Below are 11,789 nucleotides of genomic sequence, written 5' to 3' on the forward strand. Positions count from 1 at the left end.
GGAGGAACCCGTGAGGTTCTCGGTCTTCACCGCCGCACTGCCGCAATGGACACCTCGGGAGGCCGTGGAGCAGTTGGCCGCGCAGGGGTGGGACGGCATCGAGTGGCGGGTGGTCGATCAGCAGGACGCCCCGGAACCGGGATTCTGGGCCGGCAACCGCTGCACCTGGCCGCTCGCCACGCTGGAGCAGGACGTGCCGAGGATCCGCGAGCTCACCGAGGGGGCAGGCCTGCAGTTCTCCGGGGTCGGGGGCTACGCCCTGTGCGACGAGCACGCCGACGTCGACCGCCTGCTCGCCGCTACCGCCGCCCTCGGCGCAGCCCAGGTGCGGGTGCGCACGCCCGCGCTCGGCACGGCGTCCTACGGCGAACTCTTCGCCCACGCCCGCACCTGCTTCGCCGACATCGCCGGGCGGGCGGCCCGCCACGGCGTCAAGGTCCTCGTCGAGCTGCACCACCAGACCGTCGTCTCCAGCTCCTCTGCCGCGCTGCGCCTGCTCGATGGGGTGGACCCGGCTGCCGTCGGGGTGATCCACGACCTCGGCAACCTCGTGATCGAAGGCGGGGAGGACGTGCGGGCGGGCCTGGAGATGCTCGGCCCCTACCTGGCGCACGTGCACGTCAAGAACTGCGTGTGGCGACCTGCGGAGACCGGGGCGGACGGAACCGTGCGCTGGGAGCACGCGTGGGCGGAGCTGCCGACCGGTCAGGCCGACGTGGGTGCGTACCTGCGGCATCTCACGGAGCTGGGCTACGACGGCTGGGTCACGGTGGAGGACTTCTCCACCGACCGGCCGCTGGCCGAGCGCACGGCTGCGAACCTCGCTTACCTGCGAGCGGCCCGGGTGGCCGCGGTGCCGGCCTGACCGGATCGCGGTCCGGGTCGCCTGCCGGGCCGGGCGAGTGATCGCCAGGCCCGGTCAGGTGACGCGGGAGGGGCTACCGGAACGGGATGTCCTGCTCGCGCAGCAGTCCGGTGAACGCCGCATGCGCCGTGGCGAACAGCTCCGGTCCGCTGAAACCGCCGCGCGCGTTGGCCTGCGCGAGATGCGGCTCCAGTGAGAAACAGCCGTCGAAGCCGTCGGCGCGCAGGGCCGCCAGGGTCTGCGCCACCTCGCCGTCGCCCTTCCCGGCCGGCACCACTTCGCCGGTCGCGGCGATCGCGTCCTTGATCTGGATGTAGTCCACGTACGGGCGCAGCATCTCGTAGCCCTCGGTGAACGGCCGGACACCGCACTGCACGAAGTTGGCGGGGTCCCAGGTGAGGCGCAGCGCAGGCGAGCCCACGGACTCGACGATGTCGAGGCAGCGGTCGGGGACGTCCCCGTAGATGGCCTTCTCGTTCTCGTGCAGCATCACGACCCCGTGCTGTTCGGCCGCCGCCGCCAGCGCCGACATGCCGCGCAGCACGGTGTCGCGGTCGGCGGCGGGATCCTGCGCGTCCCTGGGGTAGAAGGAGAAGACCCGTACGTAGGGTGCGCCGAGCCGGCGTCCCACCTGCGCGCAGCGGCGGAAGCGGGCCACGTGCTCGTCCAGGTCAGCGGTCACCGGCACCTTGCCGATGGGCGAGCCGATCGACGACACCGTGATGCCCGCCCCGTCGAGGGTGCGAGCGATGCGCTCCACCTGCTCGTCGTCGAAGTCGGAGACGTTCGTGTCCCAGGCGCCGCGCAGCTCCAGCTGGGTCATCCCCAGCTCCTTGAGCACGCGCACCTGCTCGTCCAGGTCGGGGGAGATCTCGTCGGCGAAGCCGGACAGGGTCCACACGGGCTGCTCCTCGGGTCGGGTCGGAAGGGGTCTCAGCTGACAGCGGCGGGTCGCCGAGGCGGTTCGGGCGCAGGGACGATCCGGCCGTCGAGCACATCGGCGATCGCCACGGCCGTGCCGGTCCGGGCGGACTCGTAGACGGCCTGCACGGTGGCCAGGGCGAGCAGGGCGTCGGCCACGGTCACGCCCGGAGCGTGGCCCGTCCGGATCGCATCGAGGACGTCGCGGTACTGACGATGATGGCCGGTGAACATGGCGCTGGTGCCCGGGCCACCTCCGACCTGCTGCCCGCTGTCCTCCGGCCCGACGAGCTGAGCCGCCTGGTTGCCGTCGCCGCCGATTCCGCTGTTCGGCCCGACACCGGCGTCCCCGGCCGCCCTCACGCTGGAGCGATGGGCGCTGTGGAAGTAGTACAGCCGGTCGTTGTCCACCACTGCCGAGCCGGCGTCGCCCATCACCTGCAGCCGGACGGTGAGGCCGGGATAGGCCGCCGTGGTGGCGTGCAGCGTCGCGAGCGCGCCGGACTCGAAGCGCACCACGGCGGCCACGGTGTCCTCCACCTCCACCCGCTCGTGGGCGAGCAGCGCCGTGTGGGCCACCACGTCGATCGGCCGGCCGAGGAACCACAACAGCAGGTCGACGGTGTGCACACCTTGGTTCATCAGCGCGCCGCCCCCGTCGAGATCCCAGGTGCCGCGCCAGTCGCCGGAGTCGTAGTAGCCCTGGCTGCGCCACCACGACACCGTCGCGACAGCGGAGGTGACCCTGCCGAGCTCCCCACGCGTCACGGCCTCGTGGACGGCCACGCTCGCCGGGTCGAAACGGTGCTGGCTGATCACGGCGGCGACGAGGCCGGGGTGGCGGGCCGCGGCCTCGGCGACGGCTCGGCCCGCTGCCACGCTGACGTCGAGCGGCTTCTCCACCACGAGATGGCGCCCGGACTCGAGAACCGGCACCGAGACCGCGGCGTGCGCACCGCTGGGCACGCAGACGGCGACGGCGTCGACATCGTCGCGGGCCAGGGCCTCGGTCAGGGACGTGGTGACGGCGGGCCGGTCACCGAACAACTCGGCCACGTGGTCGGCCACGGCGTCCGCCGCGGCCGGATCGGTGTCCACGAGCACGCGGAGTGCTGTGTCCTCCCCGGCGGCGAGGACCTCCGCGTGCAGGCGTCCGATCACCCCGCAGCCGACAACGGCGAACCGTACGGGTGCATGCGGCACGGAATCGTTCACTTCAGCCCTCCGGTCAGGCCACCCACGAGGTAGCGCTGGAAGATCAGATACAGGACGACAACGGGTACGGCACAGACCACGGCGGACGACATGACCTGGCCGTACAGCGGGAGCGCTCCACCCTCCTGGGAGGCCCCGAACGCCTGCAGGACGACGGCCGCCGTACGGGTCCGGGGCTGGGTGAGCACGCTCGCGAACAGCACGTCGTTCCAGCCCAGCAGGAAGGAGAAGATCGCGGCGACGATGAGTCCGGGGGCGCTCAGCGGGAGCACGATGCGGCGCAGCACCCCGATGCGGCTCAGCCCGTCCAGGAGCCCGGCCTCCTCCAACTCCACGGGCATGCCCCGGAGGTAGGTGACCATCACCCAGGTCGCGAACGGCAGCGCGAACGTCAGGTAGGTGATCATCAGGCCCCAGGTCGTGCCCACCACCGTGATCCCGAGGTAGGTGGGCGCCGAGGCGTAGACGACGAACAGCGGGAGCAGCAGCAGCGTGCCGGGCACACTCTGCAGGCCCACCAGCGCCCGCAGGAACGTGATGCGTCCGAGGAACGTGAACCGGACGAGGACGTAGGCGGTGGCCACCGCCAGCAGCGCCGAGACCACGGCGACGACACCGCAGACCAGCACGCTGGTGGCGAGGCCCTGCGCCAGCGGCACCGTGGTCCAGATCGCGATCCAGTTCTCCAGCGTGACGCTGCTGGGGACGACCGTGCCCGAGGCCACCTCGATGTCCGGCATCACGGAGGCCGCGAGGATGTAGGCGCACGGTGCCAGCACGAACAGCACCAGCACGATGATCACGCCGCGGCGCAGACCCGGCGGGAGGATCGCGGTGGCGTCCACACCGGAGCGCCTGCCGGCGGAGCTCATGCCTGTGCCCCCTTCTCCAGCCCGGTGTCGAGCCGCACGGCCCGCAGGTAGAACAGCAGCGGGATCAGCACCAACACCAGCGAGGCCACCGACATCGCCGCGGCGAGGCCGAAGCGGAACGTCTGGAAGGAGGCCGAGTAGATCGCGATCGGCAGGACGTTCACCTCGTCAGGGGCGGGCGAGCCGAACAACACGAACGGCAGCGTGAAGTTGTTGAGGTGGTGCAGGGTCGCGATGATCACCGCCAGCAGGAGGGGACCGCGCAGGCTCGGCAGCACGATGTACACCGTCTTCTGCCACCACGACGCCCCGTCGACGGCCACAGCCTCGTGCACCTCGCGGCCGATGGACTGCAGGCCGGCCAAGCAGAGCAGATACACGAAGGGCCACGCCGCCCAGGTGTCGACCAGCACGAGCGTCCAGAAGGTGCGGCCCCCGATCAGCCAGTTGCCCCCGTCGATCCCGACGGTGCCGAGCACGGTGTTGACCGCGCCGTCGGGCCCGAGCGCGATGCGCCAGACGGTGCCGACCACGAAGGCCGGCAACACATAGGGGATGAGGAAGATCGAGCGCACGAGGCCGCGGCCCCGGAAGCGGTCGTGCGCGGCGAACGCCGCGGCGAGCCCGAGCGGCAGCGTCAGCACCGTGGTCAGCACGCTGAACGCGACGCTCAGCCACACACTGTGCAGCAGCGGACCGGAGGCGACGGCCTCGACGTAGTTGCCGAGGCCGAGGAAGGGCGCGCCGGCCCACTGCCGCAGCGTGTACTGGTCGAGGTCGGTGACCGACATCCACAGCGCCAGCACGAACGGCACGACGACCACCACGAGCAGCAGCACGCCGCCCGGCGTCATCAGCCACAGGGGCCCCTGCCTACGCCGGGCCGGTCGGGCAGGGCCGGTGCGCTTCGGCCCGGCCGTCGCGGCGGCCGGGCGGGTCGCCATGGGTGGCCGGTCCGCCGGGCTGGTGAGGCTCACCGGGCAGCCGCCGCCTTGTCGACGGCAGCCTGCGCGGTCTTCTGGAGGTCGGCGAGCTGTCGCTGCACCTGGTCGGGCGGCACCGAGCCCGCGCTCAGCCCGGCGAGCGACTGCACGGTGATGTTCGTCAGCCCCAGCTGGATCTCCGACCACGCCCCGGTGAACGGTGTGGGCTTGGCCTGCTTGCCCGCCTCCAGCACCGGCCCGTACTGCTCCTTCCCGCTGGCCACCGAGTCGGCGGCCGCCGCGTTGACGGGCAGCACCCCGAACACGTCGGAGAAGTGCTTCTGCTCGGCCTCCGAGGTGACGAGCTCCACGTACTGCAGGGCCAGGTCCTGCTGCGGCGAGTAGGAGGCGACCACGAGGTTCTGGCCGGACACGATGCTGGCTGCAGGCACGCCGCCGGCGGGCAGGGCGCTCTCGCCCGGCGGGACGGTCGGCATCGGCGCGAACGCGTACGAGTTCGCCACGGGGGACTTGGCGAGCGTCGGGATGACGCTCGTGCTGGTCATGGCGAACATCGCGGACTTCCCGGACGCGAAGCTCGCGGTGGCGTCCGGCGATGACCAGTTGACGGCGTCCGGGTTCACGATCTTGTCCTTCGTGAGGAACCCGAAGTAGGTGTCGTAGGCCCGGGCGACCGTGGGGTCGTCGATCCGGGCGGTCGTGCCCTCGACCAGCGGGTTGCCGTACTGCTGGGCGAACATCCAGACGTACTTCCAGGGCGAGAAGTTGTCCTTGTAGTCCATCGCGAGGCCGTACGTGTCGCCCTGGGTCAGCTTCTTCGCGTCCGCCACCAGCTCGTCCCACGTGGACGGTGGCCCGGCGATGCCCGCGGCGGCGAACATCTGGGTGTTGTAGACGAGCACGAACGGGATCGACGAGAACGGCACTGCGATCTGGTCCGCCTCGTCGGGGCCGGACATCGCCAGCGTGGAGGGCACGAACCGGTCCCGGCCCCCGACGGCGTCCCATTGCTCGTCGCCGAACTTCAGGAACGCACCGCTGGAATAGGCGGTGGGGGTGAACGTCGTGCCGATCTCGTAGATGTCCGGGCCCTGGCCCGAGACCACGGAGGTCTGGATCTTCTGCTGTTCCTCGGTGGCCGAGCTGTAGGTCTCGAACTCGACGGTCGCGCCGGTCTTCTTCTGGAACTCGTCCTTGATGTGCTGCATCCACTGCTGCTGCTCGTCGGGGTAGGACGCCTGCCTGCTGAGGTAGACCTGCAGCGTCTGTCCGGTGTGGTCACCGCCGCCGCTGCTCGATCCACCCCCGCACGCGGCGAGGGTCACCGCCACCCCGAGCACACCCACCAACGCCAGGAACCTTCGACCGGACATCGTCAGACCTCCTTGTCTGATCGCAGCCGCGGACCCGCCTGCTGGGGCCCGAAGATAGGCAGGCTGCATCCGGGGGCACAATCCCTTGCAGGAATTTGCAGTCCCGGCGACCAAACGATCGGCACTCTGGTCCGATAGATCCGGTTGAACGGCCCTCTCGTCCGATGAGAGGGGGCGGGGGTCAGGCCCCCTCGGCCGGCACCTTCTTGCGGAGCTCGCCCACGGCGTTGGGGGTGAAGCCGTGCGCGGCGAGGAAGCCGGTGACCTTCTCGGGATCCGGATGACGGTCCGGCACGACGTTGTAGATGTAGTTCAGATGGCGGGCCGCGGCCTCTGCCTCGAGGCGTTCGAGGATGAACGCACCAACCCCGGACCGGCGCCGCTGCGGATCCACGAGCACGAGGATCTCCGCGTCACCCCAGGTGTCGTCGAGCCTGCCGTAGCCGAGGACCTGGTCGCCGTCCTCCACCCGCCACCACTCGTCGGCAAGGACGTCGCCGACGCCGGGACTGCCGAAGCCGAACAGCTCCGGGGCGAGGTCGCCGAGCACGCGCTGCTTGTCGGCGTCCCAGTGCGCGGGCGTCTCCCGGACCCACCTCACAGCCGCACCTCCGTCATGACTGCACCTCTGCGACGTCCGCTGCCGTGATGGGCACCGGTGCCTCGGTGGCGGTGGCGAGGGCGCGCAGCCGGAAGCGCTGGATCTTGCCCGTGGCGGTCCTGGGCAGCTCGTCCACCTCGACGACGAGGCGGGGCCGCTTGAACGACGCGAGCCCGGCCCGGCAGAACGCGATGATCTCGTCCTGGTCCACAGCCATGCCCGTCCGCGGCACGACGTAGGCCACCGGCTTGTCGAGCCCGTCCGCGTCCGGCACGCCGACGACCACGGCCTCGGCCACCGCCGGGTGCTCCAGCAGGCGGGTCTCCACCTCGGTGGGGCTCACCCAGATCCCGCCGACCTTGAGCACGTCGTCGGCCCGGCCGAGGCAGGTGTAGCTCCCGTCCTCGCCGCGTACGTACTGGTCGCCCGTGCGCATCCACTCGCCCTGGAACACCGCCCGGTTGACCTCGGTGCGGCACCAGTAGCCCGTGCAGATCGAGTCGCCCGCGATGTAGAGCATCCCGGACTCGCCCGTCCCCTCGATCACACTGCCGTCGGTGCGGCGCAGCTCCACCCGGTACCCGGGGACGGGGAACCCGGAGCTGCCGGGAACGACCTTGCCTGCGACGTTGGAGATGAAGATGTGCAGCGCCTCGGTGGAGCCGATGCCATCGAGGATCTCGAAGCCGTACTGCTCGCGGACGCCGTGGAACATCCGGGCGGGAAGCGTCTCTCCCGCCGAGACTCCGTTGCGGACGGTCGCGAACTTCTCCCGCGGGAGGTCGGCGGCCATCAGCGGACCCCAGAAGCTCGGACCGCCGAAGAACAGCGTGACGCCGTGCTCGGCCACGCGGTCGGCGTACAGCGCCGGGTTCGGCCGCGACGGCTCCAGCACCGTGGTCGCGCCGACGGCGAGAGGGAAGAACAGCGAGTTTCCGATGCCGTACGCGAAGAAGAGCTTGGCCACCGACAGGCAGACGTCGTCGCGTCCCACGCCGAGCACCTGATCCGCGTAGGTCTCGCAGACGTAGCGGATGTCGGTGTGCCGGTGCATGGCGCCCTTCGGGGTGCCCGTGGTGCCCGAGGTGTAGAGCCACAGCGCGGGCGACTCGTCCCACGTGCGGTAGGCGGCGCCGACCTCGACGTCGCGACCGCCGTCGAGCAAGGCCCGCCATGTGAGCGTGACGAGCCCGCTGATCTGAGGCTCGACGTCCCCGGTGAGCACGACGTGGCGCAGGTCGGGGGCGTTCGTCGCAGCGGTGGTCACGGCGTCGGCGAACCGCGTGTCGCCGAGCAGCACGCGGGCGCGCGAGTCGGTCACCAGCTTGTGCAGCTCGCCACCGGTCAGCATCGTCGAGGACGGCACGGCCACCGCCCCGATGTACATCGTGGCGAGGATCGCCGTGGCGAGCTCGACGTCGTCCGCCATGCACATCAGCACCCGCTCCTCGGGGCGCACGCCGATCGCGACGAGCCCGGCGGCGACCCGGCGGACCTCGCCGACGAGTTCCCCGTAGGTGAGGCTCCCGCCCGGATGGATGATCGCCACACGGTCACGATCGCCCGCGGCGACGCGGCGTTCCGTGAGGTACTCCGCGGCGTTCAAGAGTTCGGTCATGACGGCGCTCGCTCCCATGCCGGTTCGGGTGGCCAGACACTACAGCTTCATCATTCGCCGCTACAGATCAGTAGAAGATCAAATCGTCCCTTCTGCGTCGATCGAACGGGCCTGATCTTCGGGTGCGACGGCCTTCCGCTGGCATGCCCGTGCTGATACGAATGGGGACGAGGCACACCCGGGCGATGGGCAGGTGCCCGCGACCGGGGGACCTGCCGGAGACACTCACGTCACATGATCAGCCAACGAGGGCTGATGTCTGGAGGGTCGATGAAGACCAAGGCCGCAGTGCTGCGCGAGGTGGGCCGACCGTTCGAGATCGAGGAGCTGACCCTCGACCCGCCCAAGGCAGGCGAGGTACTGATCAAGTACGTCGCCGCGGGGCTCTGCCACTCCGACGAGCACCTCCGGCACGGCGACATCGTGCCGCGCTTCCCGATCGTCGGAGGTCACGAGGGTGCCGGGATCATCGAGGAGGTCGGGGAGGGCGTCACCCGGCTCAAGCCCGGCGACCACGTCATCTGCTCGTTCCTCCCGGTCTGCGGCGCCTGCCGGTTCTGTGCGGCCGGCATGACCAACCTCTGCGACATGGGCGCCTCGATCCTCGACGGCAACCTGCCCGACGGCACCTACCGCTTCCACTCCGACTCCGGGGAGGACATCGGCGGCATGTGCATGCTCGGCACGTTCTCCGAGCGTGCCGTGATCTCGCAGGGATCCTGCGTCAAGGTCGCCGACGACGTACCGCTCGACAAGGCCGTGCTGATCGGCTGCGGTGTCCCCACCGGCTTCGGCTCGGCCGTGCACGCAGCGCAGACCCAGCCCGGTGACACCATCGCGATCTACGGCGTCGGCGGCATCGGCATCAACGCCGTGCAGGGTGCGGCGCTCGCCGGCGCAACCAACGTCGTGGCCATCGACCCGCTGGCCAACAAGCGCGAGATGGCCGAGCGGGTCGGCGCCACGCACTCCTGCGGCACCGCCGCGGAGGCCCACGCACTGATCCAGGAGCTCACCCGCGGCGTGGGCGCCGACAAGGCGATCGTCACGGTCGGGGTGGTCGACACCGAGGTCACCACCAACGCCTTCCACGCCATCCGCAAGGGCGGCACGGTCGTCGTCACCGGCCTGGCCGACCCGACCAAGAACACGATCGAGATCCCGGGCGCGCTGCTCACCCTGTTCGAGAAGCGGATCCAGGGCTCGCTGTTCGGCTCGGGCGACCCGTTCAAGGACATCCCGCGGCTGGTCGACATGTACCAGGCCGGGCAGCTCAAGCTCGACGAGCTGATCACCAACACCTACACCCTCGATGACGTCAACAAGGGCTACGACGACCTGATCAACGGGGTGAACATCCGGGGCGTGATCGTCTACTGACCGCACCGGAGGAACAGAGTCCGCCATACCCGTGACGCGCCGGGCCCGTCCTCAGCGGGCCCGGCGCGGCCGCTTCCGAAGGTGGTGCCACCCGTGACTCCTGTGACCGCTCCACCGTCACAGACCTCCTCGCCCGTCCCCGTCGTCGGGCTGCGCCGGGAGCGGGAGGTGCTGACGGTCGCGCTCGCCACCGGCCGGCACGTCGTCATCGAAGGGCCGCCCGGCACCGGGAAGTCGACGCTGCTGCGTTCGATCGCCCGCGATGCGGTGCAGCAGGTCGTCTTCGTCGAGGGGAACGCCGAGCTCACCCCGGCCCGGCTGATCGGCGCGTACGACCCGTCGCAGGTGCTGGCCGAGGGGTACCTGCCCGCGAGCTTCGTCGACGGACCGCTGCTCACCGCGATGCGTGGGGGAGCGCTGCTCTACCTCGAGGAGCTCAACCGGGTTCCCGAGGAGACGCTCAACGTCCTCATCACCGTGCTCACCGAGGGCGAGATTGCCGTGCCGCGGCTGGGCACCGTGCGTGCAGGCCCGCGGTTCCGGCTCATCGCCGCGATGAACCCCTTCGACGCGGTCGGCACCGCGCGTGTCAGCCAGGCGATCGCCGACCGGATGTGCCGGGTGGTGCTCGGCTACCAGGACGAGGCCGGCGAGCAGGCGATCACCGCCTCGGTCAGCGGGGTGACCGGCTGGGTCACCGACTTCGCCGTCTCGCTCACCCGCGCCACCCGCACCCACCGGGACGTGCGGATGGGTTCGTCGGTGCGCGGCGCGATCGACCTCGCACTCGTGCTCACCGGACTGACGGAGCTGCGCGGCGAGGTCGCGCCGGCCAGGGAGACCGCCCGCGACGCCGCCTACGCCGCGCTGTCCGGGCGGATCCGGGTGGCCGACGGCGTCGACCGCACCGCGGAGTCGGTGATCGACGAGTTGCTCGACCGGCTCTGGCCGGAGGACGCCGCGGCACCACCACAGCCCGGTGACGAGCCGGAGGCCGGCAGCCCGGGAAAAGCTGACGGCCCGCCGCCGGGAGCGGCGGGCCGATCCCGCGAGCGTCCGCACCGCAACCGGGGGGAGCGCACTCTCGGCCGTAGTGAGCTCGGCGCGCGTCACGAGCAGTTCGCCGAGGTCTCTCCCGAGCTCGGTTCGCTGGACGCCGAGGCGTTCGACCGGGCGCTCGCCACGTCACCGGAGGCCGCTGCCGCACTGCTGGCCGATCTCGCCGTGGCCACCGATGCGCAGCTGCGGGCCGCGGCACGGCGGCTGGCCGGCCGCGTGTTCATCCAGCTCGGCCGGGTCGGGCCCGCGCGTACCCGGGGCACGCGACGGCTCGGGCCTGCGCGGGGCATGGACGGCGACCTCGACCTCGACCGCACGCTCGACGGCTGGTCGCCCGGCCCGTCGCGGCGGCCGGAGACCGACGACATCGTCACCCGCACCTGGACCGCACACCGTCGGGCCGTGTGCCTCGTCGTCGACATCTCCGGATCCATGCAGGGTCTCGCCGTCGCGCTGGCGGCAGTGGCCGCGGCGGGCGTCGTCGTGGCGGCCGACGGGAAGCTGGAGCCCGCGGTTCTCGCGTTCGGTGCCGGCGTGCGGGTGCTGCAGGCACAGGGCGTGCGTCGCCCGCCCGAGGAGCTGCTGTCCGACATCGTCGCCCTGCGCGGCCACGGCCTCACCGACCTGGCGGCCGGACTGCGGGAGGCATCGCGCCAGCTCGCCGGGGCGGTGGCCGACGAGCGGCTGGTCGTGCTGCTCTCGGACTGCCGGCACACAGCGGGCGACGAGCCCGCGGAGGCACTCGCCGGGATCGACCGGCTGCACGTGCTGGTGCCGCTGGGCGGCGCGGAGGCCGAGGCCGCGGCGTCCGCGCTGGCTGCGCGAGCGGGCGGGCGGGCACAGACCGTGCGCCGGCTCGCGGACGTCGGCCCGGCACTGACGCGGATCCTCACTTGATCGCCACGAGATCCGGCTGATCGCCCTGCGCAGGGCCGGGAGCC

The 11,789-nt window shown here is 71.3% G+C and carries 10 protein-coding genes; 3 read left to right on the top strand and 7 right to left on the bottom strand.

Features of this window, described 5'->3' with window-relative positions:
* The first annotated feature begins 10 nt into the window (after nucleotides 1-10).
* Nucleotides 11-865 carry a sugar phosphate isomerase/epimerase family protein gene (locus ABD743_RS29470; protein WP_344725625.1) on the top strand — a complete coding sequence of 285 codons (855 nt, stop codon included), beginning with the start codon at nucleotides 11-13 and terminating at the stop codon, nucleotides 863-865.
* Nucleotides 866-938: 73 nt separating this feature from the next.
* On the opposite strand, the gene ABD743_RS29475 is transcribed toward ABD743_RS29470, so the two are convergent.
* The 7 genes from ABD743_RS29475 to ABD743_RS29505 all read right to left on the bottom strand — a co-directional run bounded on the left by ABD743_RS29475 (nucleotide 939) and on the right by ABD743_RS29505 (nucleotide 8,409).
* Nucleotides 939-1,766 carry a sugar phosphate isomerase/epimerase family protein gene (locus ABD743_RS29475; protein ID WP_344725626.1) on the bottom strand — a complete coding sequence of 276 codons (828 nt, stop codon included), beginning with the start codon at nucleotides 1,764-1,766 and terminating at the stop codon, nucleotides 939-941.
* 32 nt (nucleotides 1,767-1,798) lie between these two features.
* The gene (locus tag ABD743_RS29480) at nucleotides 1,799-3,001 is read right to left on the bottom strand and encodes a Gfo/Idh/MocA family protein (RefSeq protein WP_344725627.1); all 1,203 of its coding nucleotides are present in this window, start codon (nucleotides 2,999-3,001) and stop codon (nucleotides 1,799-1,801) included.
* The gene (locus ABD743_RS29485; RefSeq protein ID WP_344725628.1) at nucleotides 2,998-3,873 is read right to left on the bottom strand and encodes a carbohydrate ABC transporter permease; all 876 of its coding nucleotides are present in this window, start codon (nucleotides 3,871-3,873) and stop codon (nucleotides 2,998-3,000) included. The genes ABD743_RS29480 and ABD743_RS29485 overlap by 4 nt, the downstream gene beginning before the upstream one ends.
* Nucleotides 3,870-4,850 (bottom strand): carbohydrate ABC transporter permease, encoded by a 981-nt coding sequence (locus tag ABD743_RS29490; RefSeq protein ID WP_344725629.1) that lies wholly within the window; start codon nucleotides 4,848-4,850, stop codon nucleotides 3,870-3,872. The genes ABD743_RS29485 and ABD743_RS29490 overlap by 4 nt, the downstream gene beginning before the upstream one ends.
* The gene (locus tag ABD743_RS29495) at nucleotides 4,847-6,190 is read right to left on the bottom strand and encodes an ABC transporter substrate-binding protein (protein WP_344725630.1); all 1,344 of its coding nucleotides are present in this window, start codon (nucleotides 6,188-6,190) and stop codon (nucleotides 4,847-4,849) included. The genes ABD743_RS29490 and ABD743_RS29495 overlap by 4 nt, the downstream gene beginning before the upstream one ends.
* Nucleotides 6,191-6,371: 181 nt before the next feature.
* Entirely contained in the window at nucleotides 6,372-6,791 is a 420-nt protein-coding gene (locus ABD743_RS29500) for a GNAT family N-acetyltransferase (protein WP_344725631.1), read from the bottom strand.
* A gap of 13 nt (nucleotides 6,792-6,804) precedes the next feature.
* Nucleotides 6,805-8,409, bottom strand: coding sequence for a benzoate-CoA ligase family protein (locus tag ABD743_RS29505; protein WP_344725632.1), 1,605 nt, complete (start codon nucleotides 8,407-8,409; stop codon nucleotides 6,805-6,807).
* Nucleotides 8,410-8,679: 270 nt separating this feature from the next.
* Between ABD743_RS29505 and ABD743_RS29510 the strand changes: the two genes are divergently transcribed.
* Both ABD743_RS29510 and ABD743_RS29515 read left to right on the top strand, forming a co-directional pair.
* Entirely contained in the window at nucleotides 8,680-9,789 is a 1,110-nt protein-coding gene (locus tag ABD743_RS29510; RefSeq protein ID WP_344725633.1) for an NDMA-dependent alcohol dehydrogenase, read from the top strand.
* A 93-nt stretch (nucleotides 9,790-9,882) separates the two neighbouring features.
* Nucleotides 9,883-11,745 (top strand): AAA family ATPase, encoded by a 1,863-nt coding sequence (locus tag ABD743_RS29515; protein ID WP_344725634.1) that lies wholly within the window; start codon nucleotides 9,883-9,885, stop codon nucleotides 11,743-11,745.
* Nucleotides 11,746-11,789: the final 44 nt, after the last annotated feature.

Source organism: Pseudonocardia yunnanensis (genome assembly GCF_039534065.1).
Classification (GTDB): Bacteria; Actinomycetota; Actinomycetes; order Mycobacteriales; family Pseudonocardiaceae; genus Pseudonocardia; species Pseudonocardia yunnanensis.

Coding starts and splice junctions, on each gene's coding strand:
- ABD743_RS29485 (WP_344725628.1), bottom strand. CDS start 3,873: ATGAGCTCCGCCGGCAGGCGCTCCGGTGTGGACGCCACCGCGATCCTC.
- ABD743_RS29510 (WP_344725633.1), top strand. CDS start 8,680: ATGAAGACCAAGGCCGCAGTGCTGCGCGAGGTGGGCCGACCGTTCGAG.
- ABD743_RS29495 (WP_344725630.1), bottom strand. CDS start 6,190: ATGTCCGGTCGAAGGTTCCTGGCGTTGGTGGGTGTGCTCGGGGTGGCG.
- ABD743_RS29505 (WP_344725632.1), bottom strand. CDS start 8,409: ATGACCGAACTCTTGAACGCCGCGGAGTACCTCACGGAACGCCGCGTC.